The sequence below is a fragment of the Embleya sp. AB8 genome, from assembly GCF_049739465.1.
Taxonomy (GTDB): Bacteria; Actinomycetota; Actinomycetes; order Streptomycetales; family Streptomycetaceae; genus Embleya.
In genome coordinates this window covers 306,171-326,449 of the sequence record NZ_JBMHHY010000009.1, presented here as the reverse complement: position 1 = coordinate 326,449, position 20,279 = coordinate 306,171, and the positions used below count along the sequence as shown (strand labels likewise).

General features: G+C 70.3%; 10 protein-coding genes. 4 read left to right on the top strand and 6 right to left on the bottom strand.

All coding sequences use genetic code 11. The features are described 5' to 3' along the window. Positions 1-445: 445 nt before the first annotated feature. The gene (locus tag ABIA38_RS15755) at positions 446-5,203 is read right to left on the bottom strand and encodes a DUF4082 domain-containing protein (protein WP_424639249.1); all 4,758 of its coding nucleotides are present in this window, start codon (positions 5,201-5,203) and stop codon (positions 446-448) included. Positions 5,204-5,259: 56 nt separating this feature from the next. Further along, positions 5,260-8,475: a DUF4082 domain-containing protein gene (locus ABIA38_RS15750; RefSeq protein WP_424639248.1), complete on the bottom strand. Its 3,216-nt coding sequence runs from the start codon at positions 8,473-8,475 to the stop codon at positions 5,260-5,262. Between the two features lie 247 nt (positions 8,476-8,722). Here ABIA38_RS15750 and ABIA38_RS15745 point away from each other — a divergent pair, with 247 nt between their 5' ends. Beyond that, positions 8,723-9,658: an NAD-dependent epimerase/dehydratase family protein gene (locus ABIA38_RS15745; protein ID WP_424639247.1), complete on the top strand. Its 936-nt coding sequence runs from the start codon at positions 8,723-8,725 to the stop codon at positions 9,656-9,658. 49 nt (positions 9,659-9,707) lie between these two features. Here the strand turns inward: ABIA38_RS15745 and ABIA38_RS15740 are convergent, their stop codons facing one another. Beyond that, positions 9,708-10,313, bottom strand: coding sequence for a NeuD/PglB/VioB family sugar acetyltransferase (locus ABIA38_RS15740; protein WP_424639246.1), 606 nt, complete (start codon positions 10,311-10,313; stop codon positions 9,708-9,710). A 185-nt stretch (positions 10,314-10,498) separates the two neighbouring features. Between ABIA38_RS15740 and ABIA38_RS15735 the strand changes: the two genes are divergently transcribed. The 3 genes from ABIA38_RS15735 (at position 10,499) to ABIA38_RS15725 (ending at position 18,474) form a co-directional block, all read left to right on the top strand. Beyond that, positions 10,499-11,551, top strand: a complete 1,053-nt coding sequence (locus tag ABIA38_RS15735; protein WP_424639245.1) for an O-antigen ligase family protein — start codon at positions 10,499-10,501, stop codon at positions 11,549-11,551. Positions 11,552-12,260: 709 nt separating this feature from the next. Then, complete coding sequence (locus ABIA38_RS15730; RefSeq protein ID WP_424639244.1) at positions 12,261-13,886, top strand: hypothetical protein; 1,626 nt, start codon at positions 12,261-12,263, stop codon at positions 13,884-13,886. Positions 13,887-13,917: 31 nt separating this feature from the next. Further along, positions 13,918-18,474, top strand: a complete 4,557-nt coding sequence (locus ABIA38_RS15725; RefSeq protein WP_424639243.1) for an FtsK/SpoIIIE domain-containing protein — start codon at positions 13,918-13,920, stop codon at positions 18,472-18,474. A 119-nt stretch (positions 18,475-18,593) separates the two neighbouring features. On the opposite strand, the gene ABIA38_RS15720 is transcribed toward ABIA38_RS15725, so the two are convergent. From ABIA38_RS15720 to ABIA38_RS15710, 3 genes are read right to left on the bottom strand one after another with little or no spacing between them, the layout of a single operon-like run. Next, complete coding sequence (locus ABIA38_RS15720) at positions 18,594-18,920, bottom strand: hypothetical protein (RefSeq protein ID WP_424639242.1); 327 nt, start codon at positions 18,918-18,920, stop codon at positions 18,594-18,596. A gap of 37 nt (positions 18,921-18,957) precedes the next feature. Further along, complete coding sequence (locus tag ABIA38_RS15715; protein WP_424639241.1) at positions 18,958-19,269, bottom strand: hypothetical protein; 312 nt, start codon at positions 19,267-19,269, stop codon at positions 18,958-18,960. Positions 19,270-19,320: 51 nt separating this feature from the next. After that, positions 19,321-20,271 carry a hypothetical protein gene (locus tag ABIA38_RS15710; RefSeq protein WP_424639240.1) on the bottom strand — a complete coding sequence of 317 codons (951 nt, stop codon included), beginning with the start codon at positions 20,269-20,271 and terminating at the stop codon, positions 19,321-19,323. Positions 20,272-20,279 lie beyond the last annotated feature (8 nt).

Below are 20,279 nucleotides of genomic sequence, written 5' to 3'. Positions count from 1 at the left end.
CACGCTGTTGAGTTCTCAAGGAACGGACGCTTCCTTCGGTGCGGAATCAACCGCGCCCTCCGGGCGTTTCGTTTCGTTCTTTGCTTTTGTGTTTCAGCGATTCTTTCGTTTCGCTTTCGCGTTTCCAGCTTAGCACACCGTTTCGGCCGCTTTGCTTTCCTCGCTTTCGGCTTCCATCGCGTTTCCGCGTTTTCCGCCTCCTGGACTCTAGCAGATCTTCCGACCCGCTTTTCGTCCCGCCGCTTTCGGCATCGGGAATTTCATTCCCTAAGCATTTGGCGGCGCCCGCCGACTTTAGCGGAGCGCATTCCCGATCGCCTAATCGGTGATCTTGGATTGTGCTCGCCTCCCGGGCGGACTTCGCAACAGTACACGGCCGGGCCCGGAGCGCAAAATCGCTCCGGGCCCGGCCGTGAGTACCGTCCCTCCGGGCCTCAGTCGGGGGTCAACGCCCCTTCCCCGTCACCGGGTTCGGGCCCGGCACGGTGTTCGGGCCGGCCTCGGTCACCGGTGGCGTGGTCGCCACCTTGCCGTCGTGGGTGAAGCCGATGCCCTTGAGTGTGGGCAATGCTCCGCCGGCGCCGGTGAGCTCCACCTTGTATTGCAGGAAGCGCGATGCGCTGCCCACCGTGTCGCCGGGACGAGACAGGTCCTTCCAGGGTGTCCAGCTCGCGTCCGGAACTGCGGTCGTGCCGGTTCGTACCGATACCCGCAATGTCGTGCCCGGCGGGATATCCGCCTGCCAGTCGCTCGCCAACCACATAACCATCTGGCCGGCGTCGAGCGGCTTGGACACATAGGTGCCGCTCGCACCCCGCCGGGCCTGGTCCAGGGTGAGGGCATCCGGGCGGTCGCTGCGTACCGCTTCCCCGGAGACCGTGCCGTTGGTGAAGTCGAACGCGCCGGTCTCGGCGACGCCCGGCCTGGGCATCACCAGGCGTGCCGTGTCCTTCTGCTTTCCGCCTCCGCCCGTCCAGGTGCCTTCGTTCCCGGCCGCGTCCACGCCCGCCAGGCGGAAGGCGTAGGTCTTGCCGGCGCCCAGGTGGCCGAGTTTGGCGTGGTGGTCGGTGGTCGGCTGCTTCTTGTCCGCGTATACCGGGCGGACCGACGTCGGGTTGTCGCCCAGCAGGACCGATGTGGTCGTCGGCTTGTCCGTCTTCCAGGTCAGGTCGGCGCTGCCGTCCGGCCAGGTCTTGACCGCCACGTCGCGAATCACTGGGGCCTTGCGGTCGGCCCTCGGTGTGCGGAACTCGGCGGGCTTGGCGTCGGGCGCGGGCCAGGTGCTGCGGTCGCCCTTCGCGTTCACCGAGGTGAGTCGGTAGTAGTAGGTGGTGTCGGGCTTGAGGGCGCCCAGGGCGATTTTGTGGTCGCCCGCGGTCTCGACGCTCGTGTGGGTGATCGGCAGTTGGTCCGCGTGCGTGCCCAGCTGCATCTCGGTGGTCGACGGTACGTCGGTCGTCCAGGTCAGCGTGCCGGAGCCGTCGGCGGCCGGGGCCGCCTCGGCCGCGGCGATCGTGGGGGCCGCGGCGCTCGCGTAGGTGGCCGTGTACGCGCCGGAGGTCCCGTCGAAGACGGCGTACTCGATGCCCTTGATCGTGTTCTTTTGGTACGTGACCGGGCTACCCGCCCGGGTGAGGCCGGTGAGCGTGGTGCCGCCGGAGCCGGTGGTCGGGAGCAGGGTCATCAGGTTGGTCGCGGCGGCGTTCTGGTTGACCGTGAAGGTGACCGTGTTGCCGACCCGGTTGAGGCCGGTGATGGTCGACGCGTTGCGCGCGTCGGTCCAGTCGAGGAGTTGTTTGGCCGAGATGACCGGGACCTTCTTGGCCTTCGCCGAGGCGATCAGTGCCGCCTCGATGTCAAGCTGGCCGACGTTGCCCACGCCGCTGTTGGCGTTCCCCGAGTCGGTGTGGTTGTTCATCACGAACGCGCCGTAGAAGCCGTTGTTGTTGGCACCGTTGACGAGCTGGTCGAAGGTGTCGGGATAGACCTGTTGGAATTCGTCGTTGATCTGCGTGGTGGCCTGGTAGATGTCGATCAGCTGACCGTTGGGGTCGGTGAAGCGCATCGGGAAGCCGGAGCCGGTGAAGAAGCCGGGGGCCGCCTTCATCAGCGGGCCACCCCAGGTGTTCTTCCAGTAATCCGGCATGTAGTAGTAGTTCGTGTCCAGCCGGATTCCCTTGGCCCGGGCGATCGTGGCGTTCGAGCTCCAGTCGGGCCAGGTCAGGCAGTGTGTGCGGTTCGTGGTCGGCTTCAGTGGGGCGTAGCGGGTGAAGTCGTCGAGGCTGTTCTCGTATACCGCGCCGAGTTCGGCGTTGATGTCGGTCTGGGTGGCACCGGCGCGCAGTTGTGGGCAACTGCCGTTCTCGTCCACGTGTCGGGCGATCTCGAAGCCCTGCGCGGTCCAGTTCTGTACGTCGGACACCGGCGGTGCCTGGGTGCCCTGTGGTCCCGGGCCCCAGACATAGATCGTGCCGCGCATGCACTTCCAGTTGCGCACGGCGGCGTCGCGCAGGGCGGCGATCGGGCTGGAGCAGTTCGGGTCGGCGCTGTTGTTGTTGTAGCGGGTGACCCTGCCCTGCATGTCGCCGAGATTTTGGCCGTGGTTGTCGCCGGTGGAGACCATGACGACCTTGAGCAGGTCGTGTCCGGGGGTGGCGGCGTTGCCGGGGAGGTACCAGGTGCGCGGGATCGGTGCCTTGGCCCGGTTGCCCAGTTCGATCAGGTTGGCGAACAGGCGCTGTTGTTCGTCGGCCTGGGGGACCTGGACCCGGCTGAGGTCGACCCAGTCGGGATAGAACATGTCGTCGGCGCGCAGCAGTGGGCCGCCGCTGTCGGAGAAGTTGTCGTTCTCGACGCCGGCCTGGGTGGGGTTGCCCTGGCGGGTCTGCACGATCGAGCGGGCCAGGTCGTAGGTGAACGCGGACGCGGTGCCGCTGCCGACGGTGCGGGTGGTGACGGCCGGGCCGAGCGGGGTGGTGCCGGTGCGGGTGTACAGGTCCGCGACCCGCACGGTGCCGGTGCCGCCGGGGATGGTCCAGACGTCGGCGGGGCCGTGGTACTGCATGCTCAGTTGGCTGTAGATGCCCGCGCCGGGGGCGGTGCCGGAGTCGACCTTGAGGTATTGGTTGGCCTGGAAGCCGGCCGTGGTGCCGAGGCCGAGCAGGCCGGCCAGCGCGGCGCGCGGGTGCATCGCGATCAGGTTGCCGCCGGCGTTGACCCACGTGCCGAGGTCGGTGACCAGTTGTGCCGAGGGGGCGAAGTCGCCCAGGACCACGGTGGTGTAGCCGCCCAGCACGCTCGCGGTGACCGTGCTCGCGTCCTTGACGGCGAACGAGTTGAGGCCCTCGGTGCGCAGGATTTCGGTGTAGTAGCAGCTGAACGGGTTGGAGTCGGCCTTGATCACCAGGATCGGGCCGGTATTCGGCGCGTCGCAGGGCGGGGTCGGCGGGGCCTGGCCGGTGGTGAAGGTCCAGGTGGCGTCCGGCATGGCGTTGTCGGAGCGGTCCTTGACCCCGCTGACGGTGAGTGTGTACGGCGTGCCGTAGGCCAGTTCGGCGTTGGGCTTGAGGGTGAGTTGGGTGGGGGTGGTCGGGTTGTCGAGTTCGAGTTCGGCGGGTACGAGCACGCCGTTGCGCTTGAGTTCGAAGCTCAGGCCCGCGGGCTTGAGCGGTTCGCTGAAGGTGACCGAGGGCTGGACGCCGGAGAGTACTCCGTTGGCGTCGGGCATCGGCGACTGGCCGGTGATCGCGGGTGGGACGGTGTCCTGGGCGTTGGTGCTGAAGACCACGTCCACCCAGTAGTTGCTGCCGTCCCAGCTGTCCGTGGGGTAGACGCTGCCGGCGTTGTACTTGTACACGCCGTTGCCGCCGTCGACGCCGTCGGCCAGTGCGTTGATCATCGGGTTGCCGACGGCCTGGGAGAACGAGCTGGTGTTGGCGGGGTAGGTGCCGTTGGGCGCGAAGTAGGACGCCACGTAGGTGACGCCGGCATGCACCGTGACCGGGGTGGGCAGGTCGACGGTCTGCCAGCCGCTGCCGGTGCGGGTCACGTTGGCCACGGTGGCGAGTCGGGTCTGGGTGTTCTTGTCCCAGAGGCTGACCGCGTAGGGGCCGGTGCTGCCGGCGAGTTTCCAGAACTTGATGGACTTGATCTGGCCGTCGGCGGTGGTACGGAACTTGACGCCGACCTCGACGCTGTTGGTGTCGGCCTGGTTGGGCGTGCTGGGGCTGACCGGGCCGGTCCAGATGCTGGTTTCCACCGACTGGCCGGCGCTGGTGCCGGTGGTGAAGGACCAGGACTTGGTGGTCATGGTGTTGCCGGCCGGGTCCTGCGCGCCGGAGACGGTCACGGTGTAGCCGCTGGAGACGGCCAGCGCGGAAGTGGGTTGGAAGGACGCGGTGTTGCCGCTGTAGCTCGTGGTGCCGGGGACGGCGGGGCCGCCGGTTTGGGTGACCGCCCACTGGATGCTGGCGGGCTGGACCGGTTCGCTGAAGGTCGCGGTCAGCGGGGCGGCGGTGGGCACGCCGGTGGTGTTGCCGGGCGGCACGGTCTGGGTGATGACGGGCGGCGTGGTGTCGGCGCCGGGGACGAAGGAGACGTCGACCCAGTAGTTGCCGGCCTGGTAGGAGTCGGTGGGCATGGCGCCGCCGGGGTTGTATGTGTAGACGCCGTTGCCCTGGGTGCCGTTGGCGGCGGGGGCGACGAGTTGTTCGACGGTGCGGTCGGTGGCGAAGTAGTTGTCGGTGACCGTGTAGCGGCCCACCGGCGCGACGTAGGACGCGATGTAGGTGGCGCCGGCGGCGACGGTGATCGGGTTCGCGAAGGTCGCGGTCTGCCAGCCGGAGGCGCTCTCCCCGGTGAAGGTGACCGAGGTGGCGGTACCGGTCGCGGTGTCCCAGATCCGGCCGGTGTGGGTGCCGGTGTTGGCCGCGTCCTTCCAGAATTTGATCTGGGTGATCGTGCCGTCGGTGGCGGGGCGAAAGCGTACGCCCAGTTCGACGGGCACCGCGTCGGTGTCGGTCACCGCGCCGAGCGGGTCGGCGCCGGCGAACAGCGAGCAGGGACTGCAGGGTGCGGCCTGGGCCGCGGTGATCGGGGCGAACAGGGTGAACAGCAACGCGCCGATCGCGGCGAACGTGATGCTCGTCCACGTTGCTCGGCGTTGTCGCAGACCCGATCTGGTCCTGGAGCGGGCAGCCTTCATCGAGTTGGTGCTCCTCAATGGCATGACGGTCGGTTCCGAGTGCCGGCAGACGGTGGCTAGTTGGTGGTGAACGCCACGTCCACCCAGTAGTTGCTGTCGTTCCAGGTGCTGGTGGGGAAGCCGCTCGCGCCGTAGGCGTAGACGCCGTTGCCGCCGACGGTGCCGGACGCGGCGGCCTTGACCGGGCCGGTGCCGGCGGCTGCGGTGAGTCCGCCCTCGGTGGAGGAGTACCGGCCGGCGGGGGCGAAGTACGAGGCCACGTAGGTGGTGTCGGCGGCGATGGTGACCGGTTGGGCGAAGTTCACCTGCTGCCAGCCGGACGTGCTCTCGCCGGTGAAGGTCGCGGTGGCCAGTGCGGTGCCGGTCGCGTTCCACAGGGTGCCGGTGTGTGTGCCGGTGTTGGCGGCGCCCTTGTAGAAGCGCAGTCCGGTGATCCGGCCGGGCACGGAACTGGTGAACTTGACGCCGAGTTCGATGCCGGTGGCGTCGCTGTCGGCGAGGGTGGCCGGTGTCGCGCCGGCGGGCCAGATGGTGCAGGACGGGTTGCAGGTGGGCGGCGGTGCGCCACCGGCGGTGGTGAAGGACCACGAGGTGTCGGCCATCGGGGTGCCGTCGGCGGCCTGTGCCCCGGTGAGGGTGACCGTGTAGGTGGTGCCCGCGGTCAGTGCGGCGGTCGGTTGGAAGGTCGCGGTCCGGCTCGTCGCGTCGTAGCTCGCGGTCCCGGCCGCGGTGGTGTGGTCCGGCTTGGCGACCGACCAGGCGATGGTGGCGGGTTGGACCGCCTTGTCGAAGGTCGCGCCGATCGTGGTGCCGACCGCGACCGCGCCGGCCGCGTTCGCCGGGACGGTGGCGGTGAGCACCGGCGGGGTGCCGGTGGTCGGGGTGCCCGAGGTGGTGAACACCGGGTCGACCCAGAAGTTCGAGTCGTTCCAGGACGAGGTCGGGAAGCCGGCGCCGTAGCGGTAGACGCCGTTGCCGCCGGAGGCGTTGCTCGCGGGCGCGGTGAGCGGGCCGCGGATGTGCGCGGTGGTCAGGCCGCCCTGATCGGCGGTGTATCGGCCGTTGGGTGCCTGGTACGAGGCCACGTAGGTGGCGCCGGCGGCGACCGGCACCGGCTGAGCGAACGTCACCTGTTGCCAGCCGGACGCGGTTTCGGTGCCGAAGGTCGCGCCGGCCAGTCGGGTGCCGGTGGCCGACCACAGGGTGCCGGTGTGCGTCCCGGTGTTCGTCGCGTCCTTCCAAAAGCGCACGCCGGTGATGTAACCGGCCCGGTCCGGTTGGAACTTGACGCCCAGTTCGGTGGCGACGGTGTCCGGGTCGGGCCCGGCCGAGGGTTGGTCGGTCGGGGTCCACAGGGTGCACGGGCAGCTGACCGGTTGCGGTGGGCCGCCGATGGTGACGGTGACTCCGGCCGTCGGGGTCTCGGTGCGGGCGCTGTCGTCGGTGGCGCGGGACTTGATGGTGATCGAGCCGCCGGCGCCGGTGGTGAACACGTACGTCCAGTTGTCCCGGCCGGTGGTGGCCGGGTGCCAGGTGGCGCCGTTGTCCACGGAGACCTCGACGCCGCCGACCTTGCCGCCGATGTCGGTCGCGGTGCCGGTGACCGTGACGTTGGTATTGGCGGGCAGGCTGCCGCCGTTGGTGGGGGCGGTGATGCTCGACGCCGGCGGCGTGGCGTCGGTGGTCTGGGTCGCCGGGACCAGGCCGGTCATCAGTGTGCCGGGTTGGACGCCCATGTCGGCGAACAGGTTGACGGTGGCCTGCTGCATCGCGACGTCCACGGTGCCGTTGGCGCCGACCCGGTAGACGTCCAGGCCCCAGGCCCACTGCACGGTGCCCGCGCCGAAGACCAGGGCGCCGCTGGGCGCGCGGTAGAGGGTCAGGCTGTGCGTGGAGCTGCCGTCGGCGTAGGTGGAACCCTGGTCCTGGAGTACCGACATGCCGGAGTGCACCGTGCTGGACAGTCGGATCAGGCCGGCGGGTCGGGCGCCGTTGTCCAGGTCGGAGTCCCATTCGTAGCCGAGCGTGCCGCTGCCCAGCGTGGTCTGCGCGGTGGGTCCGAGGGTGGCCAGGCGGGTGTTGCGCCACAGGCGTAGTCGGCCGTCGGTGCCGTTGGCGTACATGTCCGTGGTGCAGCAGTTGACCGTGAAGATGGTGCCGGTGAGGTTGTTCTCCGGCCGGCCGCCGTCGCCCGGGGGCGAGAAGCGCGGGTCGCGCCAGGTGCCGGTCCACATGCTCGGGCCCAGCGGGTCGATCGACTGGTTGGCGTGGGTGTCCTTGTAGGCGACCAGGTTGCGGTGGTCGGGGCCGTCGCCGTTGATCCCGCCGTTCTCCCAACGGGTCTTCCAGAACACCTCGTTGCCGGAGAGGAAGGCGAGGTTGACGCCCGCGTCGCGGGCCGCCTCGACGTTGGCGCGTTGTGCGCCGGACCAGTATTCGTCGTGGCCCACGGACAGGAACACCTTGTGGTTCCGGATCAGTTGGCCTCGGCGGTCGGTGTCCACGCCGGTCGAGTAGGTCACGTCGTAGCCGTTGCGTTCCAGGAAGCGCAACATCGGGAACTCGGCGTTGAACAGGGAGTCCTCGGGGTTGTCCGCGCGCGTGGTGAACGGCCGGTTGTAGCTGACCTTGTAGGCGCGCCCGACCGGCTGTCCGGTGTACAGGTCGTTCCCGCCGAAGGCGTTGTACGCCTGCCAGGTGGTGTCGGACGCCTGCATCAGCAGCGCCGAGTGCGAGGCGTCGTTGCGGACGACGAACGGGATCTGGCTGGTGCCCGAAGTCCCGTCGGTGCGCGTGGGTTTGGCGAGGTAGTAGCCCGACACCGCGTCGGCGGGCACGCTCCAGGAGGCGGAGTCGGTCCAGTTCGAGCAGTCGATCAGGCCGGTCACCTGGTTGTCGATGTCGCAGTCGGGCTGCTGCCTGGGGGTCACCGCCGAGGCGGGGATCGTCGCCACCTTGCGTGCGCCGCTGCCGTTGTACCAACCGAGTCGGTAGATGTCGACGCGGTAGGAGCTCGCCGGGGTGTCGATACGGAACCTGATCTGCCCGCCGACGTTGACGCTGATGTCGGTGGAGAAGCCTTGGATCGAGCTGCTGCCGGCGCCGCTGACGTCCCATTCGGTACGCGGGTTGCCGGTCTTGGTGTTCTCGCAGACGACCGCGTTCGCGACCGGCGCGTCACACGGTCCTGCGGCGGCCTTCGGTGTGTTCGGTGCCGCGACGGTGAGCGCGAGCAGCAGTACGAACAGTGTCGGAAGTGTCGCTCTGCGCATCCTTGGCCTGGGCATGTCCATGCGTGTCCCCCACCCCAACTCCGGTGCCCGGGGCGGTGTCCCGGGTCCGAGCTAGGGGAAAGTGTGGCGCACGTTCCGGCCTGTTGTCCGGGTTTTGCCCTCTCCTGAAGCGGGCCGTGGGTACAGTGCGGGAGCCGGGAGCGGACCGACCTCGGCGCGGACTTGGCGGAGTTCGAAACACAGGCCCAGGCGGGGACGGTTCCGCACGATGGTCCGGGGGGACTTTGTGAAGGTAGTGATCACCGGCGGCGCCGGTTTCATCGGCGCGAATCTGGTCGCCGCGCTCCAGGACCACGACGTGGTGCGCGACGTGCACGTGGTCGACGACCTGTCCACCGGGTCGCTCGCGAGTCTCGCCGGCCTGAAAGTGACGTTCCATCAGGGCTCGATCCTGGACCCGGAGTTGCTCGATCGGGCGTGCGCGGGCGCGGACGCGGTGGTGCATCTGGCCGCGTTGCCGTCGGTGCCGCGTTCGGTGGAGGCGCCGCTGGCCAGCCACCATGCGAACGCGACCGGCACGCTGGAGGTGTTGGAGGCGGCCCGGCGGGCGGGCGGGATCCATGTGGTGGCCGCGTCCTCGTCGTCGGTCTACGGCGCCAACCGCGAGTTGCCCAAGCGCGAGGACATGCGCACCGCGCCGCTGAGCCCTTACGCGGTCAGCAAGTTGGCCACCGAGTCGTATCTGCTCGCCTACGGGAACTGCTACGGCCTGCCGGTGCTGCCGTTTCGGTTCTTCAACGTCTTCGGCCCCGGACAGCCGGCCGATCACGCCTATGCGGCGGTGATCCCGCGGTTCGTGGACGCGGCGCTGGCGGGACGGCCGTTGTCGGTACAGGGGGACGGCGAGCAGACCCGCGACTTCACCGATATCGCCAGTGTGTGTGCGGTGCTCACGGATGCCGTGGTGCGTCGGGTGGTCTCCGACATCCCGGTCAACCTGGCGTTCGGGTCGCGGACTTCGCTCAACGCGCTGATCGCCCTGCTGGCCGAGGTGCTCGGGCATCCGGTCGAGGTCGAGCACGCGCCGCCGCGGCCGGGGGATGTGCGCGATTCGCAGGCGGACGGGGCGCGGTTGCGGGCGTTGTTCCCGGCCGCCGAGCCGGTCGAGTTGCGCGAGGGGCTCGCCCGGACGGTCGCGTGGTTCCGGTCGCGGCTCGGCTGATCCGGGGTGGGCGGTGCTCGTGGAGGGCGCCCTGCGGGCGGCGCGGGTGCTACTCGTGTGTGGGGAGCCGTCGGGCGGGGGCGCCGATCACGGTGTGGCCCGCGGGTACGTCGCGGGTGACCACGGCACCCGCGCCGACGAAGGCACCGGCGCCGACGGTCAGGCCCTGCAGGACGACGGCATTGCTGCCGACGGTGGCACCCTCGCACAGGTGCACATTGCCGGAGATATTGGCGCCGGGGTATACCGAGGCGCGCGCGTCGAGTACGGCGTCGTGTCCGATCGTGGCGTTGTAGTGGACCTGCGTATGCGGACCCAGGGTGACGCTGCTGGAGACGTGCGTGTTGGCCTGGATCAGCGTCCCGGGCCCGATGGTGGTCTCCGGGGAGATCACCGCGCGCGGATGCACGATGGTGACCGCGCGCAGCCCGAGCGCGTCGAGTCGGCGGGCGAAACGTTCGCGGGCGGCGGGGGCGGCGATGCCGACCAGGTATTCGCCGGCGTCGACCTCGCTCGGGGAGAGCACCGGCAGGCCCCGGACCCGCTCGCCGGCGCGGGCGTCGTCGAGGAACGCGGTGACGGTGAGCGCGGCGGCGAGCGCGGCGTCCAGGGCTTCGCGGCCCACGCCGCCGGCCCCGCAGATGTAGAGCGGCATGAGGGACATCCTGGCATCGCCGGGCGGCCGGGATTCGCGTCCGGGACGGTTGTCCGCGGACGCGGGCGCGAGACAAGTGGTCTCGGTGGTCCTCGTGTCCCGGCGTGCCCACGTCCCGGTGTCCCGGCGTCCCGGTGTTCGTGGTGTTCGGAAATGTCGAGCGTCGAGCGGAAGCGGGTGACGTGGTGAGTGCTGACCGGGAAGAGGAGCAGCGGGTCCGCCCTTCGGCGTGGTATCTGTCCCGGCTCGATCTGTTGGGTACGGCGGTGCTCGCGGCGACCGCGATGTGGGCCCTGGTCGCGGCGGCGAATCGGGCCGGGCAGCCGGAGAGTTACCTGCTCGCGCTGTTGACGGCGGCCGGGGCGTACGTACTCGGCCGGGTGGTGGGGGCGCGCGCGGCGTTACCGGTGCCGGCACTGGTCGCCGGCGCGGTGACGGGGGTGTTGGTGTTGTGGCCGGACGCGCTGGACGGAACCGCGCTGGCACCGCCGCTGGAATACGGGAACGCCGACGGCGCGTTGGTGGCCCAGGCCGTGGGAGCCGCGTGTCTGGCCGCGTTGGTGGTCGGCTCCGACCGGCGGCGCGGCGAACTCCTGCTGTTGGCCGGGTTGTTGGTGCTCGCGACGTTCGCCACCGGGTCGGAGGCGGCGGCGGTGGGCGCGGTGGCGGTGTTGTCCGTCGCGTTGTCGGCGGCGGTGTACCGCCGGGGCACGGTCGTATTGGTGTCGGCGGTGTGTGTCGCGGGCGCGGTGCTCACCACCGTCGTACTCGGCGCACTGGGCCCCCGCTCGGGTGGGATCGAGGATCCCGCCGAGGCGAGTCTGAGCGAGCGTCGGATCCAACTGTGGAGCGACGGCGTACATCTGACGAAGAGTTATCCGGTCCGCGGGACGGGTCCCGGCACCTTCGTGGTGCACAGTGCGACCGCGCGTTCGGACGCGGACGTGCACTCGGCGCACTCGATGTGGCTGCGCCAGGCGGCGGAGCAGGGGATCCCCGGCGCGCTGTGTCTGGTCGCGGTGACGGGGTGGGTGTACGTACGGCTGTGGCGGTCGCCGCAACCACCGGCGGTGGTGGCGGTGGGGTCGGTGACGTTCACTGCCTTCCTGGTGCAGGCTTCGATGGACTATGTCGCCGAGTTTCCGGTGGTGTTGGTGACGGTCGGGCTGTTGCTGGGCGTGGCCAGCGCCACGCCGGATCCGCGGTCGCGGGATCGGTTGGCGCGCGAGGTTCGGTAGCGGGAGCCGGAGGCGGGAGCCGGAGGCGGGAGCGGGAGCCGGGTTGTCCGGCCGGTCGCGCCGTCGCGAATCGGTGTGGTGGGGGCCGGTGTCGGGCGGGGGAAATGGTCCGGGCCGACTGCCTTGGGCCTGTTTGGTCGGCATGGGCTGTTCACCCGATCTACGCGCGGGAAACCTCAGATGATGCTCAGATCCGTGTCGCCCGGACGACTCCGCGTCTATTTTGTGGACTCGCCGCAACACTGGCGTACCGATTTCCCGGGCAAGGGGAATGTCACGTCGATTCGCAGGTTTTTCGATCCGCGTGCAGGATTGCCGGAATCCCGTTTCGAGTTCGTTGCGGGATTTTCCACAGAAGGAAACGATCGAAGGATCCGGAGAGTTTTCCGGAGAACCAGAACAAGTGGGACGGGCGGTCCGGGGGGCCGCTGTCGCGCAGGTGTGTACGAGCCCTGAGCATCCCGCTGTATGTGCAGGTCATCGCCCATACGCCGGATGGACGTAGGGCCGGGTCGACCGTCGGTCGACGCGGTGTGCCGACGTTCTTCCCCGCCCCCGAAACGGTGTCCGATGAATCCGGAAAGCCCTCTTCGAACCGCCCCTTCGGGCCCTCCGGGCCTTTCGAATACGCTCCTTTCCTGCTTCGATGCGAGCTGATCTCCGGATGATCTCGGTATCACCTGTGGCCCGGGCGGACACGATCGGCAGCATGACGGCCGCGAATCCGTTCGGCGCGGACTTTTGGAGCGGGAACCGGGGCGTGGCCTGGTTGGCCCTGCTCGAACTGCTGGTGCTCGTGGTGGTGTTGCTGCGGGTGTTGGCGCGGCGGGCCGGTCCGCGCGGGCTGATTCGCGGGTTTTGGCAGCAGGTGGTGGCGACCGGGCGGGCGTTCGCGGCGCCGTTCCGCGCGTGGCGGCGGGATCGACGCGGGGTCGCGACGCTGGCCCGACACCTGGGTGCGCCGGAGACCTTCGAGGTGGCGACGCGGGCGCTGGCTGCCGCGCGGGCGGCGGGAGGTCGGCCGTGGGCGGTGGTACTGGCGGCCGATCGCCGGTCGGTGTCGGTACGGCTGGCGGCGGCCAAGGCCCCGGAGGCCGCCGAGCCCTGGTCGGCTGCTCCGGGCGAGCCCCTGACATGGTCGGCGGCCGTGGGCGGGTTGGCGGCGCCCGAGGAGTACTCGGCGCTGCCGGTCGTGGTGGGACTGCTGGGCTCGGATGTCGTGTTGCTGGATCTGTCGGCGATACCGCCGGTGCTCGCGGTGACCGGGGATCGGGCGGCCGGGACGGATCTGGGTCATGCGCTGGCCGCGCAGTTGGCGCGGCGGTTGCCGGCGGGGACGGTCGGGGTCGCGGGTGGGGTGCACCCGGGCTTCGCCGGGCGGCCGGTGGGCGAATTGTGCGCGGATCCGCCGGTACGAGTCCTGGTGTGCGCGCAGCCGGCGCCGGAACTGGAGTACGAGATGGCCGAGTTCGCCCGGAGGCCGGACCGGTGGGCGCTCGTGCTGGGCGATGTACGGGGTCGACGCCTGGCGTTGCGACCGAACACGTTCGGAGTGCTGCACGAGGAGGACGGGTTGGGACCGGTCGAGACGGCGGGGCTGGCCCGAGCGGTGGCCCGGGTGGTCCGGTCGGGATGGCCGCCGGAGGGGACGGCCGGACCTGCGGCTGGGGCCGGGGTACGGAGCGCGGGGACGGGCGCGTCGGCGCGCTCGTCCGAGCCTGCGAACCCTGCTGGGAACGTGCCCGCCTTGGGGCCCGGGGCCAGGCACGGGTCCGGGACCGAATCCAACCCGGCACCCGGACGTGTGTCCGGATCCGCGACCGAGACCAGGCGCGGCTCCGAGACCGGGTCAGGGGCTGCATCGGCCCTCGTTTCGCAGGCCGCGGCTGCGTCCGGCTCCGCCTCAACCTCCGGATCCGCGACCGGCACCGGCACCGGGCGCGACTCCGGGTCTGTCTCCGGGCCTGCGTCCGCGTCCGCGTCCGCAGCCGCCGCAGCGGAGGCCGGAGTTCCGGTTTCGGGTCGTGCCGGAGGCTCGGGCAGCGGTGGCGCGGCCGATGGTTCGCGGGTCGCTTCCGGGTCCTCGGCGGCCGTACCCGCACCCATACCCATACCCGTGGCCGAGTCCGGTCGCCGGGCACCCGCCGGCGACCCGGGCACGATGTCCTCCCCCGCCGGGAGCCCGGCGGCAACGCCCGCGAGCGGGGCCCGGCGGCCGGCGGCGTTCGCGTCCGCGCGCCGGGCTCAAGGGCCGGGCGAGGTGCCGGGCGAGGCCGGCCCCGCCGGCCCGGGCGATCCTGCCGAGACCACACCGAGCGGGCCGAGTCGGCCATGACCGCTGTCCGTGTTTGCCTGGAGGCCGGCTCATGCGACTGACCATCACCGTGTCCGAGCCCGCGCGGGATCGGCGGGATTCGATCGTGGTCGAGGCCGGGCCGGCGACCACCGTTCGCGAGTTGCTCGAACACCTCGCCGACACGCACGACTTGGGCGCGCCGGGGATCGTGTGTCGGCTCGCGGACAGCGTGCTCGACCACGACGACGTGCTGTCCGCGTGCGGGATTCGGGAGGGCGCCGAGCTCACCCTCGGCGCGGCGCCCGCCGACCCGGGCCGCCGACCCGACCCGCCGCTGGTCGAGTTGCATCTCGCGGCCGGTCCCGGTGCGGGCCGGATCTGGGCGTTGGCGATGGGGACGTACGACATCGGCGCCGATCCGGAGTGCGCGATCCGGATCGACGAACCGGGTGTGCCCGCGCACGGGATCCGGGTGCGCGTCGGCCCCGACGGCGCGGTCCGGGTCGCCGTACCGCCCGGGAGCGAGGTACGGCTGGGGCGGGTGTACCGGACCGGAGAGGACGCGCCCGCGCGGCCGATCGATCCGAAGGAGCGGAAGTACGCCGACGAACCGGCGCCCGATCCGAACGCGCCGATCGTCGGCGAGGTGGCGTGGGGGCTCGGCCTGGGGCTGACCGTGGGGCCGGTACTGCTGCGCCCGGTCGCCCCGTTCGACGCCGGCGCGGACATCGTGCCCTCGGCGGACGGCACCGGCCTGGACTTCAACCGGCCGCCGCGGCTCGTCGAGCCGGTCAAGGGTGGCCGGTTCCGGATCCCGGTCCGGCCGCGCGGGACGTTCCGGCAACCGTTCCCGTTGTTGATCACGCTGGCGCCGATGTTGCTCGGCTTGGTCATGGTCAAGATCTTCAACTCGTACTTCTTCCTGATCTTCGCGATCTTCAGCCCGATCATGGCGCTGGCCAACTGGATCTCCGCGCGGCGCAGCGGACGCAAGCAGTTCGTCAAGGACCTGGCCGCCTACCGGGTGCGCAAGGCGGAGGTACTCGCCGAGGTGGCCGCGAGTGCCGAGGTGGAGCGGCAGGGCCGGGTCGACGCGATCCCGGATCCGTCGGTGACCGGGCTGTTCGCGACCGGGCCGGGGCAACGGTTGTGGGAGCGGCGGCGGGTCGATCCGGACCATCTGGTGTTGCGGGTGGGTACGTCGGCGCATACCTCGTTGAACGAGGTCGAGGATTCCGATTCGGAGTCGTTGGAGCGGCGGGCCTACTGGACGGTCCCGGATGTGCCGACCGCGGTGGATCTGACCCGGCAGGGTGTGCTCGGCGTGGCGGGCCCGACCGGGCCCGCCCTGCGACTCGCGGGCTGGTTGGTGGCGCAGGCGGCGATCCTGCACAGTCCCCGGGATGTCCAGGTGCGGCTGTTGACGGGGGCGAACGGGGCGGATGCGTGGGGCTGGTTGGCCTGGTTGCCGCACGCGCGTGGTGTGGTGCGCGGTGGCCCGGAGGTGTTGATCGGCGGCGATCCGGAGACGATCGCGGCGCGGGTGGCCGAGTTGGTGCAGGTGGTCCGCGCCCGGCAGGCCGCGTCGGAAACGTTGCTGCGCAACGCGGTGTTCGCCGATCCGGACATCGTCCTGGTCGTGGACGGCGCGCGTCGGTTGCGGGAGATCCCGGGCATGACGCAGGTGTTGCAGGAGGGCCCGAAGGTGCGGGTGTTCTCGATCTGCGTGGACACGGAGGAACGTTTCCTGCCGCAGGAGTGCACGGCGGTGATCGGCCTGGACGAGGGCCCCGAGGCGCGCGGGCCGGTGGCCACGGTGCGCCGGCACGACACTGCGACGGTGACCGACGTACGCCCGGATCTGCCCGCCGTGACGTGGTGCGAGACCATCGCCCGCGCGTTGGCGCCGGTGCGCGATGTCACCTCGCCGGACGAAGGCGCCCTGCCGGAGCGGGTGTTGTTGCCGGAGTTGTTGGCGCTCGAGCCGCCGGATCCGGCCACGATCGGCGAGCGCTGGCGGCGTCGGCCGGCGTCGACCCGGGTGCTGCTCGGGGTCGGCTACGACGGGCCGGTCTCCTTCGATCTGGTGCTCGACGGTCCGCACGCGTTGATCGCGGGCACCACGGGGTCCGGCAAGTCGGAGATGTTGCAGTCGTTCGTGGCCGCGTTGGCGGCGGCGAACCGGCCGGACGAGCTGACCTTCGTGCTGGTCGACTACAAGGGTGGCAGCGCGTTCAAGGACTGCGTGGAACTGCCGCATACGCTCGGCATGGTCACCGACCTCGACGCCCAGCTCGTGCATCGTGCGATGGCCTCGCTGGGCGCCGAACTCACGCGCCGCGAGCTGCTGTTGGCGATGGTCGGCGCGAAGGACCACACGGAGTATCGGGGCAAACGGCTGCGCGACCCGGAGTTGCCCGCGCTGCCGCGACTGTTGTTGATCGTGGACGAGTTCGCCACGCTGGTCCGCGAGGTGCCGGACTTCATCCCGGGCCTGGTCGGCATCGCCCAGCGCGGGCGTTCGCTGGGCATCCACATGGTGTTGGCCACGCAGCGCCCGGCCGGGGTGATCACCGCCGATATCCGGGCCAACACCAATCTGCGGATCGCGCTGCGGGTGACCGACGCGGGCGAGAGTTCCGATGTGATCGACACGAAGGACGCGGTGGCGATCTCCTCGGCCACGCCGGGGCGCGCGTTGGCCCGGACCTCGCATCACACGGTGATCCCGTTCCAGACCGCGTACGCCGGTACCGAGCGGGTGGACACCGGGACCGGCGCCGAGCCGGTCCGGGCGCTCCCGGCCGCGTCGGCGGAGCCGGTCCGACCGCAGACCACGGTGTTGTCCTGGACCCGCCTTGGTCGGCCCCGGCCGCCCGCCGTCGAGCTCGACGTGGCGCCGCAACCGCAGCCGGGCGACGCCGAACCGACCACCGACCTCAAGGAGTTGGTCACCGCGATCGGCGCCGCGGCGGCGGCGCTCGCGGATTTCACCAAGCCGCCGAGCCCGTGGTTGGATCCGCTGCCGCATCGGGTGCTCCCCGACGAGTTGCCCGTCCCCGCGCCGGCTGCCGAGCGCCCGCCCGGCGCACTGGAACCGGTGGCGTGGGCGATGGAGGACGTACCGCATCTCCAGGCACGCAAGGCGGTGCTCCTGGATCCGAGCACGTTCGGCCACCTGTTCGTGGTCGGCGCGCCGCGCACCGGGCGCAGCCAGTTGCTCCGCACGATGGCCGCCGCGCTGGCCGGCCGGCACTCGTGCGGGGTCGTGCACATCCAGGCGATCGACGCGGGTGGCGGCGCGCTGGCCGCGCTCGCCGAACTGCCGCACTGTGGAACGGTGGTGCCGCGCAACGACCTGGCCCGGATCGACCGGCTGATCTCCCGGCTCGGCGAGGAGCTGAGTCGGCGTCAGGAGCTGTTGTCCCGGCAGGCGTGCGCGAATCTGACCGAGCTGCGGGCGAACGACGCGCACGGCTGCCCGGCGCATGTGTTCCTGCTGATCGACGGGTGGGATCCGCTGGCGCCGACGTTGTACGACTACGACGACGGCCGGGTGATGAACGAGGTGGTCCGGCTGCTGCGCGAGGGCGCGGCGGCGGGGATCCATCTGGTGATGACCTCGGAACGGGCGCTGATCAACGGGCGGTTGTCCTCGGTCAACGACGACATGGTGCTGCTGCGGCTGGCCGATCGGGCCGAGTATTCGGGCGCGGGGGTGCCGCGTACCGCGATTCCCGGTGCGATGCCGCCCGGGCGGATCCTGGTGTCCGGGTCGTGGACGGAGGCGCAGGTGTGCCTGCTCGGTCCGGGCGAGAGCGGGCGTGAGCAGGTCGAGGCGCTGCGCCGGATCGCGGCGAACGCGCGCGAGCGGGACCGGGACGTGGATCCGGCTCGGCGGCCGTTCGAACTGGCCGCGCTGCCCACCTCGATCGGCTTCGCCGAGGCCTACGAGGTGGTGCCGCCGGAGCAACGTCGCCCGCTGTGGGGCCTGTTGGGGATCGGCGGGGACGCGGTCGGCGCGGTGGGCGCGGACTTCGCGGATGCCCAGCACACCTTCGCGGTGGTCGGCCCGCCCGGCAGCGGGCGCAGCAACACGCTGGCCACGATGGCGGTTTCGCTGCTCGCGAGCGGAACCAGGGTGGTGGCGATCACGCCGCGCGACTCGCCGCTGCGGCTGCTGCGCGCGCATCCGCTGGTGACCCTGGTCGAGGGCGCGGACTCGGACGGCTCGCGCACCTCGGCGGCGGTCGAGGAGTTGGCGGGGCCGGCGGTGGTGCTGATCGACGACGCGGATCTGCTGTCCGAGATGGGGTCGATGGTCGGGTACGCGCTGCGCGAGGTGATCGGCTCCGGTCGCGATCGGGGCATCGGGCTGGCGTACGCGGCGACCGCCGAGACGTTGTTGCAGTCGCTGAGCGGTTGGCTGGGCGATGTCCGGCGCAACCGGCAGGGCATCCTGCTGTCGCCGCAACTGGGCGGCGAGGGTGATCTGATCGGCGCCCGGCTGCCCACCGAGCGGGTCCGCCGGCCGCTGCGGATCGGCCATGCCTGGATCCGGGACCAGCGGGGCTTCCTGGCGCCGGTGCTGATCCCCGAGACGCAGCTGCGCCCCGCCGCCGAATGACGGCGGGGGCGCAGTGCGAGCCCGGCGCGGTGCGGGCGGTGGAGCAGTGCGGGCGGTGGAGCGGTGCGGGCGGTGCCACGGCTCAGCGAAATCGGCTCGCCGCCCGGCGGTGCGCCGGCTCAGGAATTGTGCGGAGCCGGCGCCGGGACATCCTCGCCGTCCAGGCTTCGCAAATTGGTCACGACCACCTGGAAGGTGTCGCTGAACTGCTTGATCGAAACCATCGCCTTGTCGAGCGAGGTGGTCAGCTCGTCATAGGACTGGGTCATCTGCGGGCTGGTCTTCCGCAGATAAAGGCCACCGTCGGGGTTCAGCAATGTGGTCACGGTGGTCCGCAGGCTCTGCAATGCGGCCTGGGTGTTCGTCGCGCTGTTCACCATGTCGTCGGAGACCTGCTGGACCTCGGTGATATTGACGTCGACATCCGTGCCCGTGGGACTGGTCATGTCCATCCGTTTCGTGGTGGGGTGATATCGGGCCCGGTCAGGCCGACTTCTGCAGCGCGGCCTTCATCGATTCGTCGAGCTTCCGCGCGGCTTCGACAATCTTGTCGAATTGCTGGGAGAACGTGGTGATGTTGAGGATGGCCTTTTCCAGGTCGGTGCTCAGCGTCTTGTACTTGGTGTTGAGTTCCTCGCTGCTGAGCTTGAGCCAAAGGCCGGAGCCCGGCTTGAGCAGTGCGTCGACCTTGGTCTGGAGTCGGCGGATTTCCAGGACCGCCGCGTCGGATACCCGCTTCATCTCCAATTGGGCGGTGTGGACCTGGTCATAGGTGATCTTGAAATCGCTCGCCATGAAGGCTCCCTCGCTGGGTTCGGCGGAAATATCGGAATTGCGCGGCGGGCACTACATCTCGCTCCGCCGGCCACCACCGCCGCCGATCGGCGGACGGACCTGCGGCTCCTTGACGACCTTGACCCACTCGGCCTTCTCGTCCTTGATGTTCGTGATCGTGTAGGTGCTCGTCCCGTCCTTGTCGGTGACCGTCCTGGTACCCCGGCCCGACGCGTCCACCTGCACGTTCTCCGTGGTCACCGAGCCGTCCCGGCCGGTGGTGACGGTGTGGTAGGCACCGTTCTCGCCGTACGTGGTGTGCTCGGTGTAGGTGGTGCCGTGGTCGGTGATGGTGACCGTCTGCTCGACCACGTTGTACTTGTCGTCGACCTTGACCACAACATCGGTGGTGACGCCGTTCTTATCGGTGTTCGTGTAGTGCAGCGGCGGCTGGTCGGCGGGTTTGTCCGGCGCGGTCTCGCCTTCCTTGGGTTTTCCGTCGGGGTGGGTCTTGAGCCACTCCTCCCACGTCTTCTTCTGATCAAGCCATTTATCCAGCGGATTACGTCCCGGCACCGCGGCATATTGTGCCGCGACGCCGTCGTCCCATGCCTCCGCGCCGTCCGCGACATACCCCAGGAGCTTCGAAAGCGCCTCCAGGCCGTCGACGGCCTTGCCCATCGGGCCGGCCCAGGCGGTATAGAAGGAACCGAGCGGGGCGGCCAGGTCGCCGAGGTCCGCGGCCGGCACCGTACCGTATTGACCGGGCACTCCGGCACCGTGGGTACGAAACTTCGACGCATCGTCCCGGAAGGTATTGGCGAGCACGGTCAGCGCGCCCGCCATTTTGCGCAGCTCCGTATAATCCAGGGATATATCGGGCAAAGGGAACTCCTTTCGACGGCTCTTCGCGAGTGCTGCGGCCCGAACACTGGCGCCGCGTCTCATCATCGGCCAAGATTGCCGGAGAATAAAGAGCCGTACCGACACCGGTCGTGATATCCGCCACGCGAGCAGCGACATCCGACGCG